Origin of the sequence: Streptomyces sp. NPDC050508 (genome assembly GCF_040655155.1) — a bacterium.
Classification (GTDB): domain Bacteria; phylum Actinomycetota; class Actinomycetes; order Streptomycetales; family Streptomycetaceae; genus Streptomyces.
In genome coordinates, this window is sequence record NZ_JBFAJJ010000012.1 from 23,497 (window position 1) to 40,651 (window position 17,155).

The following is a 17,155-nucleotide window of genomic DNA, read 5'->3' on the forward strand; positions in this document are numbered from 1 at the left end:
CTAAGAAGTCGCCGGTCGGAGGGGCGCGGAGGGCACCGGGGAGGGCCGGTTACCCTCGTTCCCATCGACTCCCGCGAGTGAAAGAGCACCGCCGTGACGCACCCGTTCCTCGACCTGGCTCCGCTGAGCGCCGCGCACTTCGCCTCGATCGAGGACCGGGTGGCGCGGTTGCTCGGCACGGAGCAGGACGTCGTGATCATGCAGGGCGAGGCGCTGCTGCCGCTGGAGGGCGCGATCCGCTCGACGGCCGGTCCGGGCACGGTCGCGCTGAACGTCATCACCGGTCCGTACGGGCAGACCTTCGGGAACTGGCTGCGGGACTGCGGCGCCGAGGTGATCGACCTCGCCGTCCCCTTCCACACGGCGGTGACCGCCGACCGGATCCGGGAGGCCTTCGCCGAGCGTCCGGAGATCGACTTCGTGTCTCTCGTCCACGCGGAGGCGGCGACCGGCAACACCAACCCGGTCGCGGAGATCGGCGAGGTCGTGCGCTCGCACGGCGCGCTCTTCTACCTCGACGCGGTGGCCTCCGTCGGCGCGGAGCCGGTGCTGCCGGACGCGTGGGGTGTCGACCTGTGCGTGATCGGCGCGCAGAAGGCGATGGGCGGTCCGGCGGGTGTGTCGGCGGTGTCGGTGAGCGGGCGGGCATGGGCCCGTATGGCGTCCAACCCCGGAGCCCCGCGCCGCTCGTACCTCTCCCTCCTGGACTGGAAGGACCGCTGGACCGATGCCGGCCGCACGGCCCTCCCCCACGCACCGGCGCAGCTGGAGATGCTCGCGCTGGAGGCGTGCGTGGAGCGGATCGAGACGGAGGGCCTGGACGTGGTGATGCGCCGCCACGCGACCGCCGCCGCGGCGACGCGAGCGGGGGCGACCGCCCTGGGCGGCGGCCTCGAACCGTACGTCCACGACGCGGCGGACGCCGCACCGGTCGCTACGACCCTCAGGACGCCGTCGAGTGTCGTCGCCTCGGAACTGGTGACAAGGGCCCTCGCCTCGGACCCCACCCTGCCGCTCGCCGCGGGCGGAGGTGCCCTGGCGAAGGAGATGATCCGGGTCAACCACTACGGGGTGGACGCGACGGTGGGGGCGGTGCAGAGCTCCTTGGCAGCGCTGGGCGCGGCGCTGGCCGAGCAGGGGGTGCCGGTGGACCTGGAGGGCGCCCGGTCTGCCGCGGAGAACGCGTGGCGGTAGTCGTGAACTGAGGTGTCCCTGGGGGCTCCGCCCCCAGACCCCCGATGGGCTCTGAAGGGGCCTCGTCCTCAATCGCCGGACGGACTGGATCACGCCGGACCCTATTCGAAGAGCACGGTGCCATGCTCCCCGCATGACCACTGACACGCGCCAGACCCTCCCCGACGGCCGCCTCATCCCCTTCATGACCGGCACCGAGCGCCCCATGCTCGAAAGCTGGCTCGACTTTCATCGCGCCACACTGGAGTTGAAGTGCGCCGGTCTGGACGACGTACAGGTGCGGCTCGCGGCAGCCGAGCCCTCCTCGCTGACGTTACTCGGCCTGGTCCAGCACCTGTCCGAGGTCGAACGGAACTGGTTCCAGCGGGTGTTCGGGCTCGACGTGCCGTCGGTGTACGGCACCGAGGACGGGTACGCCCTCGAACCCGGGCGTGGAATCGAGGAAGCGCTGGCAGTGTGGCGCCGGGAGATCGCGCGCGGGCGGGAGCACTGCGCCGGGCTGTCGCTCGACGACCACGGGCGGATCCCCGACGGGCCGATGGCCGGGACCGAGGTCAGTCTGCGGTGGGTGCTGATTCATCTGGTCGAGGAGTACGCGCGGCACAACGGGCACGCCGACATCCTGCGGGAAAGCATCGACGGCACCACCGGCGCCTAATTCTGATGTAATTCCCCGGGAATTCCACCGCCTTCTTCGCGGGCAGCTTCCCATATTCTTCTGCCCGATTTCCGCGCACCCAAACGCAAATAATTCGCGTAGATCTCGTGAGGGTTACACCCTTGTGACCCGTTACACAGGTCGGCCGTTTTGCCCTTTATATGCGGGAGAAATCAGCACATAGCTCACGCACACGCACGCGTGATAACACAGCGCAGCCTCAGACGTAACCCCACTCCTCCATGCAATTTCGCATTTCCCTCGGTAAATTCAATTCGCATGACTGCCACCCAAGCAGACCTGCACATCGACCGCCCCACGGTGGCCGACGGCGCCGCGTTGTGGCGTATTGCCAAGGACTCGAACGCCCTCGACCTGAACTCGTCGTACAGCTATCTGCTGTGGTGCCGGGACTTCTCCGGTACCTCGGCCGTCGTGCGGGACGAGCGCGGGGAACCGGTCGGGTTCGTCACCGGGTACGTCCCGCCGGACCGGCCGGGCACCCTGCTCGTGTGGCAGGTCGCCGTCGACGCCGCGCAGCGTGGCCGCGGGCTGGCCGCCCGGCTGCTCGACGGGCTGACCGAGCGGGTCGCGGACGAGTACGGGCTGACCGGGATCGAGACCACGATCACGCCCGGCAACACCGCGTCCGAGCGCCTCTTCACCTCGTACGCCGAACGCCACGGCGCCACCGTGGAGCGCACGGTGCTGTTCGAGGCCGGTGACTTCCCGGACGGACCGCACGATCCCGAAGTGCTGTACCGCATCGGCCCGTTGAGCCTCTGACGACACCCGGCCGGTTCCCCGGTCTTCCTCTTCCCGCCGCACTCCCTCACCCCCCACACCGAGGAGCGATCCGCGTGACCATCACCCAGCCCGATCTCAGCGTCTTCGAGACCCTGGAGTCCGAGGTCCGCAGCTACTGCCGCGGCTGGCCCACCGTCTTCGACCGGGCCCGGGGCAGCCGTATGTACGACGAGGACGGCCACGCCTACCTGGACTTCTTCGCGGGCGCCGGTTCGCTCAACTACGGGCACAACAACCCTGTCCTGAAACGGGCGTTGATCGACTACCTGGAACGGGACGGCGTCACGCACGGGCTCGACATGTCGACCAGTGCCAAGCGCGCCTTCCTGCAGACCTTCCAGGATCTGGTGCTACGGCCCCGCGACCTGCCGTACAAGGTGATGTTCCCTGGCCCGACCGGCACCAACGCCGTTGAGTCCGCGCTGAAGTTGGCGCGGAAGGTGAAGGGGCGCGAGTCGATCGTGTCGTTCACCAACGCCTTCCACGGGATGTCGCTGGGCTCGCTGGCGGTGACCGGCAACGCCTTCAAGCGGGCCGGGGCCGGTATCCCGCTGGTGCACGGCACGCCGATGCCGTTCGACAACTACTTCGACGGGAAGGTCCCCGACTTCCTGTGGTTCGAGCGGCTGTTGGAGGACCAGGGCTCCGGCCTCAACAAGCCGGCCGCCGTGATCGTCGAGTCCGTGCAGGGCGAGGGCGGCATCAACGTCGCCCGGCCGGAGTGGTTGCGGGCGCTCGCCGAACTGTGCGAGCGCCAGGACATGTTGCTGATCGTCGACGACATCCAGATGGGCTGCGGTCGGACCGGCGCGTTCTTCTCCTTCGAGGAGGCGGGGATCGTGCCCGACATCGTCACCGTCTCCAAGTCCATCAGCGGGTACGGCCTTCCGATGTCGCTGTGCCTGTTCAGGCCCGAGCTGGACATCTGGGAGCCGGGCGAGCACAACGGCACGTTCCGCGGCAACAACCCGGCGTTCGTCACCGCCACCGCCGCCCTGGAGACGTACTGGGCGGACGGGTCCGCGATGGAGAAGCAGACCCGGGCCCGCGGTGAGCAGGTCGAGCAGGGGCTGATCTCCGTCACCGAGGAGAACCTCGCCGACATCAAGGCGTACCGGGGCCGCGGGCTGGTCTGGGGCATCGAGTTCAAGGACCCCGAGCGCGCCGGGCGGATCTGCGCCCGTGCCTTCGAACTCGGGCTGCTCGTCGAGACGTCGGGCCCGCAGGGCGAGGTCGTCAAGCTGCTGCCCGCGCTGACCATCACCCCGGAGGAGCTGGACGAGGGGCTGAGCATCCTCGCCCGTGCCGTACGCGAAACCGTTTGAACAACCCGACCAGCTGACACCACGTCAAGGAGGCATCACAGCACCGTGATTGTCCGTTCGTTCAAGGAACTCGAAGGCACCGACCGGCACATCAAGGCTGCTTCCGGCACCTGGGAGAGCAAACGCATCGTCCTCGCCAAGGAGCGGGTCGGCTTCTCGCTCCACGAAACCGTCCTGTACGCGGGTACGAAGACGTCCATGTGGTACGCCAACCACGTCGAGGCCGTCGTATGCGTCGAGGGCGAGGCCCTGTTGACCGACAACGAGACCGGGCGGACGTACACGATCACGCCCGGGACCATGTACCTCCTCGACGGGCACGAGCGGCACACGATGCGGATCAAGGAGGACTTCCGCTGCATCTGTGTCTTCAACCCGCCCGTCACCGGACGGGAGGACCACGACGAGAACGGCGTCTATCCGCTGCTGACCGAGCCCGAGCCCGAGGAGGTGTGACGAGCATGACCACCGTCACCGACATCACCGACCTGTACCCCAGCCGCGGCATCACCGAGGCGTCCGTCCCGCGCAAGGACCCGGTCCTCTGGGGCTCCCCCGACGCCCCGGGACCGATCCCGACGGCCGACCTCCAGTCCTTCGAGCGCGACGGTTTCCTCGCCATGGACGAACTTCTCGGGGACGACGAAGTCGACGTCTACCGGCGGGAGTTGGAGCGACTTGTCGCCGACCCGGCGATCCGGGCCGACGAGCGGTCGATCGTCGAGCCGAAGTCGAAGGAGATCCGGTCCGTCTTCGAGGTGCACCGGATCAGCGAGGTGTTCGCCCGGCTCGTGCGCGATGAGCGGGTCGTCGGGCGGGCGCGGCAGATCCTCGGCTCGGACGTGTACGTCCACCAGTCCCGGATCAACGTGAAGCCGGGCTTCGGGGCGAGCGGCTTCTACTGGCACTCCGACTTCGAGACCTGGCACGCCGAGGACGGTCTGCCGAACATGCGCGCCGTGTCCGTGTCGATCGCGCTCACCGAGAACCACGACACCAACGGCGGCCTCATGATCATGCCGGGCTCGCACCGGACGTTCCTCGGCTGCGCGGGCGCGACCCCCGAGGACAACTACCGCCAGTCGCTCCAGATGCAGGACGCGGGCACCCCGTCCGACGAGGCGCTGACCGGCATGGCCTCCGAGTACGGCATCAAGTTGTTCACGGGCAGGGCCGGTTCGGCGACCTGGTTCGACTGCAACTGCATGCACGGCTCCGGGGACAACATCACGCCGTTCCCGCGCAGCAACGTCTTCATCGTGTTCAACAGCGTGCAGAACAAGGCGGTTGAGCCGTTCGCCGCGCCGGTCCGACGGCCCGAGTTCATCGGGGCACGGGACTTCACGCCGGTGAGGTGACCCGCCGCCAGCCGTGCCCCGGTCGGTGTCAGTCTGCGAGGACGTCCAGGAGCCGGTCGACGTCCTGCGGGGTGTTGTAGAGGTGGAAGGCGGCACGCAGGTTCCCGGCGCGGTCGGAGACTTCGACTCCGGCCGCGCTCAACTCCCCCTGCCTCCGCCCGAGTCCGGGTACCGACACGATCGGTGAGCCGGGGGACGCGATGGGCACGTGACCGAGGGTGTCGAGGCCCGCGCGGAAGCGGTCGGCGAGGGCCAGGTCATGGGTGCGTACGGCGTCCACGCCCAACTCCTCCAGCAGGGCGAGGGAGTGGCGGGCACCGGCGTAGGAGAAGAGGGCCGGGCTCTCGTCGAACCGGCGGGCGGAGTGGGCGAGTTCCTCGACCGGGCCGTAGCAGCTGTCCCAGGGAGCCTCGCCCGCGACCCAGCCGGCGAAGATCGGGTTGAGGCCGCCGAGGTCCTCCGGGGTGACCAGGAAGGCGACTCCGCGCGGGCAGACCAGCCACTTGAAGCCGACGGCGGCGACGTAGTCGTAGGCGTCCGCGTCGAGGTCGAGCCAGCCGGCGGCCTGCGAGGCGTCGACGTACGTACGCGCTCCGTGTTCGCGTGCCGCCGCCCGGAGCGCGGGCAGGTCGGCGATCCGGCCGTCCGCGGACTGGGCGGCGCTGACCGCGACGAGCGCGGTGCCGGGGCGTACCGATTCGGCGAGCCGCTCCAACGGGACGCTGCGCACCTTGAGGTCGGCGCGCATGTGGAAGGGGTTCACGACGGAGCTGAAGTCGGCCTCGGCGGTGAGGACTTCGGCGCCGGCGGGCAGCGAGGAGGCGATCAGTCCGCTGTAGACGGCGACCGAGGCCCCGGCCGCCACCCGGTCGACCGTCACGCGGGTCAGCCGTGCGAAGGTGGCGCGGGACGCCTCGACGTCGTCGAACATGTCGGTCGGTGTGCCGACCGCGGCGGCCTCGATGGCGGTGTGCATCGCCGTGACGGTGCGGGTCGGGAGGAGGCCGGTGCTCGCGGTGTTGAGGTACGTGTTCTTCGGGGCGAACTCGGCGCGGACGAGGCTCTCGAAGGTCTCCATGCCACCACTCTGCGGTGCCGAGAAGCCCTCGTCCATTGCGAATTTTTACGTGGATCCGCTAAGGAACGCTTATAGATCCGCCGATGTTCAGCCCTGACCTGCGGCTTTCAGGCCGGCGGCTTTCAGGCCTGCGGTACCGCGCACCCGTCGGGGCCGCACGCCTCGGCGCCGCCGTCGGCGCTGCTGTCGATCAGCTTCAGCGGGGAGTGCTCGCCCCAGGCCTGGGTCAGTGCCTGGGCGAAGACCTCGGCGGGCTGGGCGCCGGAGACGCCGTACTTGCGGTCGAGGACGAAGAAGGGGACGCCGTTCGCGCCCAGCTCGGCGGCCTCGCGCTCGTCGGCGCGGACGTCGTCGGCGTACGCGGTCGGGTCGGCCAGCACCTTGCGGGCGGCGTCCGCGTCCAGGCCGGCGCCCACGGCCAGCTCGACGAGGCGCTCGTCGTCGGCGAAGACGGACCGCTCCTCGACGAAGTTGGCCTTGTACAGCGCCTGGATCAGCTCGTCCTGGCGGCCGTGCTCCTTGGCGAAGTGGAGGAGGCGGTGCATGTCGAAGGTGTTGCCGTGGTCGCGGTCGCGGGTGCGGTAGTCGAGGCCCTCCGCGGCGGCCTGCGTGCCCAGGTTGTCCTCGCCGGCCTGCGCCTGCGCCTCGCTCATGCCGTACTTCTTGGTGAGCATCTTCAGCACGGGCTGGACGTCGTCCTTGGCGCGGCCCGGGTCCAGTTCGAAGGACCGGTGGACGACCTCGACGCCGTCGCGGTGCGGGAAGGCGTCGAGAGCCTTCTCGAATCGGGCTTTTCCGACATAGCACCAGGGGCAGGCGATGTCCGACCAGATCTCGACGCGCATTCTTCGGCTCTTTCCAGGACGTACGGATGGGAACGGAGAGTCCCTCCGTCTCCCCCGTGAACGTCCAGGCAGCGCGCTTCATTCCCCCGTCACGGCGAACCGCATCCCCAGGTGGTGGCTGCCGTCGGAGGGGTCGGCGACCCAGCCCTGACGGACGTAGAAGGCCTGCGCCCGCTCGTTGTCGACATGGACGTCGAGTACGGCGGTCCGCCGGGCGTCGGCCCGCCACTGCTCGACGCAGGCCGTGTGCAGGGCGGTGCCGAGGCCGGAGCGCCACTGGTCGGGGTTGACGTGGAACTGGAACAGCTTGACCGTTTCCGCCGGGCCGCCCTCCGGCGTGCGGAACGAGGCGACGGCGTTGATGCGGCCGTTCTCGACCACGCACAGCACGTGGGCGTCGGGCCGTGCGATGACGCCCTGCCAGGCGGCGAGCCAGTCCCTGCCGTCCTCCGGGACGCCCTCGGGGTAGTACGTCGCCCGGGCCCGCGCGTGCAGCGCGGCGATGCTCTCCGCCTCCGCGGGCAGGGCCGTGCGGATCACCCGGGTCCCGATGACACGGTCACTTTTCATGCCACCGATGACGTGACCTCGGCCGCTCCGGTTCCCAGGCGGCTGAACTGCACCCGGTAGGCGCTCGGTGTCAGCCCGGTGCGGCGGACCAGGTGGCCGCGCAGGGAGTCCGCCGTGCCCAGGCCGCAGGCGCGGGCCACCTGGTCCATGGGGAGCGTGGTGGTCTCCAGGAGTTCCTTGGCGCGCTCGATGCGCTGGTGGAGCAGCCACTGCAGGGGGCTCACCGCGCTCTCGGCGTGGAAGCGGCGGGTGAGGGTGCGCACGCTGACGCCCGCGTGCCGGGCCAGGTCGGTGAGGGTGAGCGGCTTGTCGAGGTTGCGCATGGCCCAGCCGCGGGTGTCGGCGCAGGCGGTGCCGCGCTCAGGCGGCAGCGGGGTCTGCGTGAACTGGGTCTGGCCGCCCGGCCGTACGGGTGCGACGAGGGCGAGGCGGGCGACCTCGTTGGCGACGGCGGCGCCGTAGTCGGTGCGGATGATGTGCAGGCAGAGGTCGATGCCGGCGGCGTATCCGGAGGCGGTGAGGAACTGGCCGTCCTGGACGTAGAGGACGTCGCCCCTGAGGTCGAGGGCCGGATAGCGCTCGCGCAGTTCGTCCGCCAGCCCGTGATACGTGGTGGCGCTGCGGCCGTCGAGCAGCCCGGCCTCGGCGAGCACGAAGGCGCCGCTGCAGATGGAGGCGATGCGCTTGCCCGCGGCGGCGGCCTCGCGGACGGCGGCGACGGCGGCCCGGTCGGGCTCGTACCGCTCGCCGGTGCCCGCGATCAGCACGGTGTCGGCGCTCTGCAGGATGTCGAGGCCACGGCCGATCCGCAGGTCCAGCCCACCGGTCGTGACGACCGGACCGGCGTCGCTGCTGCAGATGGTCACCTCGTAGCCCGGGGCACCGTCGACCTCGACCTTGGCGAAGAGCATCTCCGGGACGGCGAGGTTGAACATCGAGACGGGCGACGGCGCGACGATCGCGACGCGGTGCGGGGGCCGTTTTCTCGGCATGGCCAGAACCTCCGGGTGGGTGGCATTCCGGCCACTACTGTACGGCGTCGCGTTTCCGCAGCATGGACGCATGACAACGCCCACCCCCGCCCCCACGCCCACGTCCGCCTCCCAACTCGCGCCTCGCACCGGCAACTTGAGGAACCCCTCCCCCGCCCTGATCCTCACCGCCGCCCTCCTCGGGTTCGCGCTCATCAGCCTCGACGCGTCCGTGGTGAACGTGGCACTGCCGTCCATCGAGGACGCGTTCGGCGGCGGGATGTCGGGGCTGCAGTGGGTGGTCGACGCGTACACGTTGTCCTTCGCGGCGCTGATGCTGTCCACCGGCGCCTTCGCGGACCGGGCCGGTGCGAGCCGCGCGTACGCGATCGGCATCGCGGTCTTCACCCTCGCCTCGGCGGCCTGCGGCCTGGCCCCGAACCTGCCCGCGCTGATCGCCGCGCGCGTGGCCCAGGGCGTGGCGGCGGCCGTCGTCCTGCCGGCCTCGCTGTCCCTGGTACGACAGGCCTACGCCGAACCGGCCAAGAGGGCGCGGGCGGTCGCGACTTGGGGGGCCGGGGGTGCGGCGGCGGTGGCCCTGGGCCCGGTGGCGGGCGGTGCGCTGACCACGTTCTGGGACTGGCGGGGCATCTTCTTCATCAACCTGCCGCTGGGCGCGGTGGCGCTGTTGCTGCTGCTCCGGGCGCCGCGCTCGGAACGCCGGCCCGCACCGCTGGACCTGCCGGGCCAACTCCTTGCGGTGATCACGCTCACCGCCGTGACCTTCGCGGTGATCGAGGGCGGGGTGACCGGGATCGTCGCCCTGCTCGTCGCGATCCTCGCGGGCGCGCTCTTCGTCCGGGTCGAGCTGCGCCAGTCCCATCCGGTGGTGCCGTTCGGCCTGTTCCGCAGTCGCACGGTGTCCGTGGCGGTCGCGGCGGGTGTGGCGTGCAGTGTCGCCTTCTACGGCGTGATCTTCCTCTTCTCGCTCTTCTTCCAGCAGGTGCAGGGCCGTTCGGCGCTGTACGCCGGGCTGATGTTCCTGCCGATGACCGGTCTGATCGGAGTGACGAACATCGTGTCCGGCAAACTGGCGGCCCGCCACGGCCCCCAACTGCCCATGCTGATCGGCCAGTCGCTCGCCGCGCTGGGCTCACTCGTCCTTCTCTGCGTCGACGAGAGCACGCCCCCGCTCCTGGCGGCCTGGCTCCTCGTCCCGATGGCCCTCGGCTGCGCCCTGACGGTCCCGCCGCTGACCATCGCCATGATGGACGCGGTACCGGCCGAACGGGCGGGACTCGCGGCCGGTGTGCTCAACTCGGCGCGGCAGGTGTCCGGCGGGCTGGGGATCGCCGTGTTCGGCGCGCTGGTCTCCGACGGTTTCACGGCGGGCCTGCGGGAGAGCCTCGCGATCAGCGCGACTCTCTTCGCGGTGACGGCCTTCCTCAGCTTCCGTCTCTCAGGTCGTCCGGCCAACTCGGCCTGAACTCAAGGTGGTCGTACGTCACGACACACCCCTCCCCCATCGGCGACTGCGTCATGAAGCCGACCAGGGCGGCGTCCGTCTCCTTCTCGTCGCCGAGGGTGAAGAGCCGGATGAATATCCACCGCTCACCGTCCCGGGAGGCGTGAAAGGCGAAGGCCCGCCCGGTGCGACTGACCCGCAGCCACACCGAACTGCCGTCGACGGTGAAGGAGTTGGCGTCGTCGGAGTGTCCCCGGGTGACCACAGTGCAGACGGTAGGCACATCGGGCGAGTACTCCAGACACAGCTTGGCCCAGGCCCGCTCCCCGACATGGACGTAGAGCACCCCGGCATCGAAGGACCCCGCGAACCCGACGGTGACGCGGGCGATCAGCTGGAAGTCCCCGTGCGGTGCCCCGAGCAACCGGGGCGCGTCGGAAGCGGGTTCCAACCCTTCCCCGGTGGGCGGCACGAAGCGATCCTGCCGGGGCCCGGCCCATCCACTGAGCACACCGTCGTCGTACGACCAATGCCCGTCGGGCCCGTAAGTGCGGAGAGGAAAGGGCAGTTGGGAGAGTTCCAAGTCCATCCACTCACTATCTCAGGCGCAGGAATTGCCGTTCGTCTTTAGGGGCGCGGGGAACTGCGCGACCAGCCACAGCGGACTGCAAGCCCGAAAACCACCGCACCCCCAACGGCGCTACCGCTCCAGGTGCCCGTCATAACGCCGAGGCAGCCCCAGCGGATTACCGTCCCGCAACTCCAACGGCAGCAACGCTTCAGGCGTGTTCTGGTAAGCAACAGGCCGCAGCCACCGCTCAATTGCCGTACCGCCAACAGAAGTCGACGTAGAAGTCGTAGCCGGGTACGGCCCCCCGTGATGCTGCGCCGCCGCAACGGCAACACCCGTAGGCCACGCATTGACCAACACCCGCCCGGCCAACGGAGTGAGCTCCGCGAGGATCTCCGCCCCACGCCCCTCCCCGGCCGCCTCCCCCGCCGACAGATGAACCGTCGCCGTAAGATTCCCGGGCAGTCGCGACAACACGGCATGCGCCTGCGCGTCATCGTCATAGCGGGCCACCACGGTGACCGGACCGAAGCACTCCTCAAGGAGCAGGTCGTACGAACCCTCCGACGCCAGCTTCTCCGCCGGCACCGTCAGGAACCCGGGACTCACCGTGTGCTCACTGCCCGCGCCCGGCGTCACGGGCGACTCCACCTCGGGCAACCCGGCCCGCTCGGTGACGCCCGCGAGGAAGTTGTCGCGCATCCGGTGGTCCAGCAGCACCCCGGAGTCCGTGTCGCTGACGGCATCGGTGAGGGACTTGACCAGCCCGTCCCCCGCGGAGCCGGACGGCACGAGCACAAGCCCCGGCTTCACACAGAACTGACCGACACCCAGGGTCATCGAACCGGCAAGACCCGTACCGATCGCCTCGGCCCGCTCAGCGGCAGCAGCCTCGGTGACAACTACCGGGTTCAGAGAGCCCAGTTCGCCATGGAACGGGATCGGGACCGGTCGCGCCGCCGCCGCGTCGAAGAGCGCACGACCGCCTCGTACGGAACCGGTGAAACCGGCCGCCGAGACCAGCGGATGCTTGACCAGTTCGACACCTGCGTCGAAGCCGTGCACCAGGCCGAGGACGCCGTCCGGGATGCCGTGTTCGGCGGCGGCCCGGCGCAGCACCTTCGCGACCAGCTCGGACAGGCCGGGGTGGTCGGGGTGGGCCTTGACGACGACCGGGCAGCCGGCCGCGAGCGCGCTCGCGGTGTCTCCGCCGGGGACGGAGAAGGCGAAGGGGAAGTTGGAGGCCGAGTAGACGGCGACGACGCCCAGCGGCACCTTGTAGCGGCGCAGGTCCGGGATCGGCGGGGTGGCCGTGTCGTCGGGGTGGTTGATGACGACGTCGAGGAAGGCGCCCTCGTCGACGATGTCCGCGAAGGCGCGCAACTGGTAGCAGGTGCGGGCGAGTTCGCCGTTGAGCCGGACCGGGCCGAGCGCGGTCTCCGCGTCGGCGACCTCGACCAGCTGGTTCTTGGCCGCTTCGAGCTGGTCGGCGGCGCTCCGCAGGAAGGCCGCGCGGACTGTACGGTCGGCGAGCGAACCGCGCGCGGCGTGCGCGGCGCGGACGGCGGCGTCCACCTCCTGGGCTGTGGCCTCCACCGCAACCTGTTCCCGCTGCTTCCCGGTTCGGGGGTCGACACTCCAGACTGGTGCTGCTGCCACCGCGGGTCCCTCCACATGTAATGCCGCAGTTCTGGGTCATTCACCAGGGTCGTTCGATATGCTGAACGCTGTCTCTGATGATGAATATGCTCTCGGAGACTATTTCCCGTCGAACGAAGGGGTCAAGGGCGATGTCGGCAGGCGAGACAGGCGGCGGGGCGCAGGTCAAGTCCGCGGTGCGGACGGTGGAGCTGCTCGAATACTTCGCGGGCCGGCCCGGTATGCACTCCCTCGCGTCGGTCCAGGAGGCCGTCGGTTATCCGAAGTCCAGCCTCTACATGCTGCTGCGCACGCTCGTGGAACTGGGCTGGGTGGAGACGGACGCGACGGGCACGCGGTACGGCATCGGCGTACGGGCGCTGTTGGTGGGCACGTCGTACATCGACGGCGACGAGGTGGTCGCGGCGGCCCGCCCGACGCTGGACCGGCTCTCCGACGACACCACGGAGACCATCCACCTCGCCCGCCTCGACGGCACGAACGTGGTCTACCTGGCCACCCGCCAGTCGCAGCACTACCTACGCCCCTTCACCCGCGTCGGCCGCCGCCTCCCGGCGCACTCGACCTCGCTGGGCAAGGCGCTGCTGAGCACGTACTCCGACGAGCAGGTCCGCAAGATGCTCCCGGAGACCCTCCCCGCGCTGACCGAGCACACGATCACCGACCGCGAGAAGCTCATCGAGGAGCTGCACACGGTCCGCGAGCAGGGCTTCGCCGTGGACCGCGAGGAGAACACGCTGGGCCTGCGCTGCTTCGGCGTCGCGATTCCGTACCGCACCCCGGCCCGGGACGCGATCAGCTGCTCGGTGCCGGTGGCCCGGCTCACCCCCGCCCACGAGCAGATGGTCAAGGACGCCCTGTTCGACGCCCGTGACCGGCTCACCCTCGCCACCCGGAGGCTCTGACTCCATGGAGATCGCGCTCCGCCCGGTCCACGACAGTGATCTGCCGGTCTTCTTCCGGCAGATGAACGACCCCGAGTCCCTCCGGATGGCCGCCTTCACCCCGAAGGACCCGGCCGACAGGGACGCCTTCGACGCCCACTGGAAGCGCATCCGCGCCTTGCCCGGCGTCCGGAACCGCACGGTCCTCGCCGACGGCGACGTCGTGGGCAGCGCGGCGGTCTACGGGGAGCCGGGCGAGCGCGAGGTGACGTACTGGATCGACCGCGCCTACTGGGGCAAGGGCATCGCGACGGCCGCGCTCCGCGACCTGCTCGCCGAGGAACCCGAACGCCCGCTGCACGCGCGCGTGGCGGCCGACAACCCGGCGTCCCGGCGGGTGCTGGAGAAGTGCGGGTTCGTCGTCAGCGGCCATGACCGGGGGTTCGCGAACGCGCGGGGCGAGGAGATCGACGAGCTGGTGCTCACGCTGGGTTCATGAGCACTCGATGAGAAATGCGATGTAAGGGAACGATTCGCTCCCGGCCGGTCGTCTTCAGAGCGGGATGAACAAGACGATCAGGCGCACCTCCGTCTTCGTACTGCTGCTGGTTCTCGCTCTCCTGGTGAGGGCGACCTGGGTGCAGTTCTACGACGGCCAGGCACTCGCGGACGACAAGGACAACCGGCGCAACGCAATCGAGACGTACGCGGACCCGCTCGGGAACATCATCGTGGCCGGAAACGCGATCACCGGCTCGGCGCGGACGGAGAGCAGCAGCGACCTCGCGTACAAACGCACGTACACGGACGGCAAGCTCTACGCGGCGGTGACGGGCTACGCCTCGCAGAGCTATGCACCGACCCAGCTGGAGGGGATCTACGCGAACCTCCTCGACGGCACGGACAGCAGCCTGAAAACCGTCATGGACACGGTCACCGGCGAGCGGGCCGCCCCGGGCAACGTGGTCACGACGATCGACCCGGATGTGCAGAAGGCCGCGTACAACGCGCTCGGTGACAAGAAGGGCGCAGCCGTCGCGATCGATCCGACGACCGGCAAGATCCTCGCCGTCGTCTCGACCCCGTCCTACGACCCCTCGTCACTGACCGACGCGAACACCGCCGGGTCGGCCTGGAAGCAGCTCACCGCGGACTCCGACAAGCCGCTGACCAACCGCGCGCTGCGCCAGCCGCTGCCGCCGGGCTCGACGTTCAAGCTGGTCGTGGCGGCGGCGGCCCTGGAGGACGGGCTCTATTCCTCGGTGGACGAGAAGACGACCAGCCCCTCGCCGTACACGCTGCCGGGCACGGTCACCCCGCTGAAGAACGAGAGTTCGTCCGCGCCCTGCACGAACGCCTCGATCCGGGTCGCGCTCCAGTACTCCTGCAACACCGTGTTCGCGAAGATGGCCGTCGACCTGGGGCAGGACAAGGTCAGGGCGATGGCCGAGAAGTTCGGCTTCAACGACGACAAGCTGGACATCCCGGTGCGGGCGTACACCAGCGTGTACCCGTCGAACATGAACAAGTCGTCCACGGCCCTGACCGGCATCGGCCAGTACGACGTGACCGCCACCCCGCTCCAGATGGCCATGGTGTCGGCAGCCATAGCCAACGACGGCAAGCTGGTGTCCCCGCACATGGTGTCCGAGACCACCGACAGCGGCGGAGACGTGGTCCACAACTACGACGACAGCACGACGACGAAGCAGATCGTCAGCTCACACACAGCGCAGCAACTCCAGTCGGCGATGCAGACGGTCGTCGAGAACGGCACGGGTACGAACGCGCAGATCTCGGGCGTGACGGTCGGCGGCAAGACGGGTACCGCCCAGCACGGCGAGAACAACGACCAGTCGCCGTATGCCTGGTTCACGTCCTACGGCAAGTCCGACTCGACCGGCAAGGAGGTCGCGGTCGCGGTGGTGGTCGAACAGTCGGACGCAGCAAGGTCGGAGATCAGCGGCAACGGCCTGGCGGCCCCCGTGGCCAAGGCAATGATGAAAGCGGCCTTGCAGTAACGCCGTTGTTTTCAGGGGCGCGGGGAACTGCGCGACCAGCCACAGACGGCCGCAAGCCGACCGCGCAGCGACCCCTACTTCTACTTCACACCCAGAATCTGCTCCACAGGGTCGATCGCGAAGTACACCAGGAACAGCGCGGACACCGCCCACAGCAACCAGTTGACCTCCTTGGCCTTGCCCAGCACCGCCTTGATCACGACGTAAGAGATGAACCCGGCACCAATGCCGTCGGTGATCGAGTACGTGAACGGCATCGCAGCGATGGTCAGGAACGCCGGAATCGCGATCTCGTACTTGTCCCAGTCGATGTGCTTGACGTGGGTCATCATCAGGAACCCGACGGCGATCAGCGCGGGCGCCGCCGCCTGCAACGGCACGATCGTGAGCAACGGCGTAAGGAACAACGCAAGCCCGAACAACCCCCCGGTGATCAGGTTCGAGAACCCGGTCCGCGACCCCTCACCGACACCGGACGCCGACTCGATGTACGCGGTGTTGGAGGACGCGGACCCGATACCGCCGGCGACGGCTGCCGCACCGTCGATGAACAGGACGCGACCGATGTTCGGCACCTGCCCGTCGTCGTCCAGCAGTCCGGCCTCCGCGCTGATACCGACGATCGTGCCCATGGCGTCGAAGAAGTCCGAAAGGATCAGCGTGAAGATCAGCAGGATCACGGTGATCGCACTGGTCTCGCCGAAGGAGCCGAACAGGCTGAAGTGGCCGATGAGTCCGAAGTCGGGCGCGGCCACGATCTTGTCCGGCACCTTGGGGGTCATCAGACCCCAACTCTTGATGTCGGCAACGGAGTTGATGATGATCGCGAGGACGGTCATCGTAACGATGCTGATCAGGATCGCGCCCTTCACCTTGCGGGCGACGAGCGCGATGGTCAGCAGTACGCCGAGACAGAAGACGAGCACGGGCCAGCCGGTCAGATGACCGACGTCACCGAGCTGCACGGGGACCGTGGTCTGCGCGGCGTCCGGTATACGACTGACGAAGCCGGCGTCGACGAAGCCGATGAACGCGATGAACAGGCCGATGCCGACGCCGATGGCCTGCTTGAGCTGTTGCGGGATCGCGTTCATGATCGCCTCGCGCAGCCCGGTGAGGACCAGGACGCAGATCAGGACGCCCTCGATGACGACGAGTCCCATCGCGTCGGGCCAGCTCATCAGCGGCGCCAGCTGGAAGGCGACGACGGCGTTGAGGCCGAGGCCCGCGGCGATGGCGAGCGGCAGGTTGCCGCCGACCCCCATGATGACCGTCATCACGCAGGCCACCAGGGCGGTGGCGGTGACCAGTTGGCCGGTGTCGAGGGTGTGCCCGAACTTGTCCTTGGCGCTGCCCAGGATGATCGGGTTCAGGACGAGGATGTAGGCCATCGTGAAGAACGTGGCGAAGCCGCCGCGTATCTCACGGCCGAAGGTGGATCCCCGTTCGGAGATCTTGAAGAACCGGTCGACGCTGTTCGCCGCCGGTGGTTCGGCACTTGGCCGATCGGCCACCTTCTGTGACTCGGACATGCGGGTACTCCTCGTGGCTTCAATGATCGGTGCGCGGATGCTGGCTGGATTGTTCCCGCGTTGAACCTGTTTCAGGTTTTCCCCGTGTTACGGAATCGAGGTCGGCCCGCCAGTCCCTGGTCGACCTGCCAGACGCTGTTCGAAGGTCTGTACCAGATCGGCCAGTTGATCACTGCTACGCTTCCGGATCTCGTCGGGGTCATCCCCGAAAAAACAC

Annotated in this window: 17 protein-coding genes; 10 read left to right on the forward strand and 7 right to left on the reverse strand. The window is 69.0% G+C overall.

Features of this window, described 5'->3' with window-relative positions; translation table 11 throughout:
- Positions 1–93: 93 nt before the first annotated feature.
- The 6 genes from AB0I69_RS30585 to thpD all read left to right on the forward strand — a co-directional run bounded on the left by AB0I69_RS30585 (position 94) and on the right by thpD (position 5,342).
- Positions 94–1,194: an aminotransferase class V-fold PLP-dependent enzyme gene (locus tag AB0I69_RS30585; protein WP_363098956.1), complete on the forward strand. Its 1,101-nt coding sequence runs from the start codon at positions 94–96 to the stop codon at positions 1,192–1,194.
- Between the two features lie 133 nt (positions 1,195–1,327).
- On the forward strand, positions 1,328–1,852 hold the full coding sequence (locus tag AB0I69_RS30590) for a DinB family protein (protein WP_363098957.1): 525 nt from the start codon (positions 1,328–1,330) through the stop codon (positions 1,850–1,852).
- Between the two features lie 279 nt (positions 1,853–2,131).
- Positions 2,132–2,638: a diaminobutyrate acetyltransferase gene (gene ectA / locus AB0I69_RS30595; RefSeq protein WP_363098958.1), complete on the forward strand. Its 507-nt coding sequence runs from the start codon at positions 2,132–2,134 to the stop codon at positions 2,636–2,638.
- A 74-nt stretch (positions 2,639–2,712) separates the two neighbouring features.
- A complete protein-coding gene (ectB, locus tag AB0I69_RS30600; protein WP_363098959.1) occupies positions 2,713–3,984 on the forward strand; it encodes a diaminobutyrate--2-oxoglutarate transaminase in 1,272 nt (423 codons plus the stop codon).
- Between the two features lie 45 nt (positions 3,985–4,029).
- Positions 4,030–4,440 carry an ectoine synthase gene (locus AB0I69_RS30605; RefSeq protein ID WP_363098960.1) on the forward strand — a complete coding sequence of 137 codons (411 nt, stop codon included), beginning with the start codon at positions 4,030–4,032 and terminating at the stop codon, positions 4,438–4,440.
- A 5-nt stretch (positions 4,441–4,445) separates the two neighbouring features.
- Positions 4,446–5,342: an ectoine hydroxylase gene (thpD, locus tag AB0I69_RS30610; RefSeq protein ID WP_363098961.1), complete on the forward strand. Its 897-nt coding sequence runs from the start codon at positions 4,446–4,448 to the stop codon at positions 5,340–5,342.
- A gap of 28 nt (positions 5,343–5,370) precedes the next feature.
- Here the strand turns inward: thpD and AB0I69_RS30615 are convergent, their stop codons facing one another.
- From AB0I69_RS30615 to AB0I69_RS30630, 4 genes are all read right to left on the reverse strand, one after another.
- Positions 5,371–6,456, reverse strand: a complete 1,086-nt coding sequence (locus tag AB0I69_RS30615) for an aminotransferase class V-fold PLP-dependent enzyme (protein ID WP_363098962.1) — start codon at positions 6,454–6,456, stop codon at positions 5,371–5,373.
- Positions 6,457–6,542: 86 nt separating this feature from the next.
- The gene (locus tag AB0I69_RS30620) at positions 6,543–7,265 is read right to left on the reverse strand and encodes a DsbA family oxidoreductase (RefSeq protein WP_363098963.1); all 723 of its coding nucleotides are present in this window, start codon (positions 7,263–7,265) and stop codon (positions 6,543–6,545) included.
- Between the two features lie 78 nt (positions 7,266–7,343).
- Entirely contained in the window at positions 7,344–7,835 is a 492-nt protein-coding gene (locus AB0I69_RS30625) for a GNAT family N-acetyltransferase (protein ID WP_363098964.1), read from the reverse strand.
- Complete coding sequence (locus AB0I69_RS30630) at positions 7,832–8,827, reverse strand: helix-turn-helix domain-containing protein (protein ID WP_363098965.1); 996 nt, start codon at positions 8,825–8,827, stop codon at positions 7,832–7,834. The genes AB0I69_RS30625 and AB0I69_RS30630 overlap by 4 nt, the downstream gene beginning before the upstream one ends.
- A gap of 70 nt (positions 8,828–8,897) precedes the next feature.
- Between AB0I69_RS30630 and AB0I69_RS30635 the strand changes: the two genes are divergently transcribed.
- Positions 8,898–10,292, forward strand: coding sequence for an MFS transporter (locus AB0I69_RS30635; RefSeq protein WP_363098966.1), 1,395 nt, complete (start codon positions 8,898–8,900; stop codon positions 10,290–10,292).
- Here the strand turns inward: AB0I69_RS30635 and AB0I69_RS30640 are convergent.
- The gene (locus AB0I69_RS30640; protein ID WP_363098967.1) at positions 10,252–10,860 is read right to left on the reverse strand and encodes a DUF1349 domain-containing protein; all 609 of its coding nucleotides are present in this window, start codon (positions 10,858–10,860) and stop codon (positions 10,252–10,254) included. The two genes, AB0I69_RS30635 and AB0I69_RS30640, sit on opposite strands and share 41 nt — an antisense overlap.
- Positions 10,861–10,971: 111 nt before the next feature.
- Positions 10,972–12,501, reverse strand: a complete 1,530-nt coding sequence (locus AB0I69_RS30645; protein WP_363098968.1) for an aldehyde dehydrogenase (NADP(+)) — start codon at positions 12,499–12,501, stop codon at positions 10,972–10,974.
- A gap of 131 nt (positions 12,502–12,632) precedes the next feature.
- Between AB0I69_RS30645 and AB0I69_RS30650 the strand changes: the two genes are divergently transcribed.
- The 3 genes from AB0I69_RS30650 (at position 12,633) to AB0I69_RS30660 (ending at position 15,406) form a co-directional block, all read left to right on the forward strand.
- Entirely contained in the window at positions 12,633–13,406 is a 774-nt protein-coding gene (locus AB0I69_RS30650) for an IclR family transcriptional regulator (protein ID WP_363098969.1), read from the forward strand.
- A 4-nt stretch (positions 13,407–13,410) separates the two neighbouring features.
- Positions 13,411–13,884 (forward strand): GNAT family N-acetyltransferase, encoded by a 474-nt coding sequence (locus AB0I69_RS30655; RefSeq protein WP_363098970.1) that lies wholly within the window; start codon positions 13,411–13,413, stop codon positions 13,882–13,884.
- A gap of 64 nt (positions 13,885–13,948) precedes the next feature.
- Complete coding sequence (locus AB0I69_RS30660; protein WP_363098971.1) at positions 13,949–15,406, forward strand: penicillin-binding transpeptidase domain-containing protein; 1,458 nt, start codon at positions 13,949–13,951, stop codon at positions 15,404–15,406.
- An 80-nt stretch (positions 15,407–15,486) separates the two neighbouring features.
- Here the strand turns inward: AB0I69_RS30660 and AB0I69_RS30665 are convergent, their stop codons facing one another.
- Positions 15,487–16,938, reverse strand: a complete 1,452-nt coding sequence (locus tag AB0I69_RS30665; RefSeq protein WP_363098972.1) for an NCS2 family permease — start codon at positions 16,936–16,938, stop codon at positions 15,487–15,489.
- Between the last annotated feature and the right edge of the window lie 217 nt (positions 16,939–17,155).

What these genes read in the sequence shown, in the direction of transcription:
- AB0I69_RS30590 (WP_363098957.1), top strand. Translation starts at nt 1,328, where the DNA reads ATGACCACTGACACGCGCCAGACCCTCCCCGACGGCCGCCTCATCCCC.
- ectA (WP_363098958.1), top strand. Translation starts at nt 2,132, where the DNA reads ATGACTGCCACCCAAGCAGACCTGCACATCGACCGCCCCACGGTGGCC.
- thpD (WP_363098961.1), top strand. Translation starts at nt 4,446, where the DNA reads ATGACCACCGTCACCGACATCACCGACCTGTACCCCAGCCGCGGCATC.
- AB0I69_RS30615 (WP_363098962.1), bottom strand. Translation starts at nt 6,456, where the DNA reads ATGGACGAGGGCTTCTCGGCACCGCAGAGTGGTGGCATGGAGACCTTC.
- AB0I69_RS30620 (WP_363098963.1), bottom strand. Translation starts at nt 7,265, where the DNA reads ATGCGCGTCGAGATCTGGTCGGACATCGCCTGCCCCTGGTGCTATGTC.
- AB0I69_RS30625 (WP_363098964.1), bottom strand. Translation starts at nt 7,835, where the DNA reads ATGAAAAGTGACCGTGTCATCGGGACCCGGGTGATCCGCACGGCCCTG.
- AB0I69_RS30630 (WP_363098965.1), bottom strand. Translation starts at nt 8,827, where the DNA reads ATGCCGAGAAAACGGCCCCCGCACCGCGTCGCGATCGTCGCGCCGTCG.
- AB0I69_RS30635 (WP_363098966.1), top strand. Translation starts at nt 8,898, where the DNA reads ATGACAACGCCCACCCCCGCCCCCACGCCCACGTCCGCCTCCCAACTC.
- AB0I69_RS30640 (WP_363098967.1), bottom strand. Translation starts at nt 10,860, where the DNA reads ATGGACTTGGAACTCTCCCAACTGCCCTTTCCTCTCCGCACTTACGGG.
- AB0I69_RS30650 (WP_363098969.1), top strand. Translation starts at nt 12,633, where the DNA reads ATGTCGGCAGGCGAGACAGGCGGCGGGGCGCAGGTCAAGTCCGCGGTG.
- AB0I69_RS30655 (WP_363098970.1), top strand. Translation starts at nt 13,411, where the DNA reads ATGGAGATCGCGCTCCGCCCGGTCCACGACAGTGATCTGCCGGTCTTC.
- AB0I69_RS30660 (WP_363098971.1), top strand. Translation starts at nt 13,949, where the DNA reads ATGAACAAGACGATCAGGCGCACCTCCGTCTTCGTACTGCTGCTGGTT.
- AB0I69_RS30665 (WP_363098972.1), bottom strand. Translation starts at nt 16,938, where the DNA reads ATGTCCGAGTCACAGAAGGTGGCCGATCGGCCAAGTGCCGAACCACCG.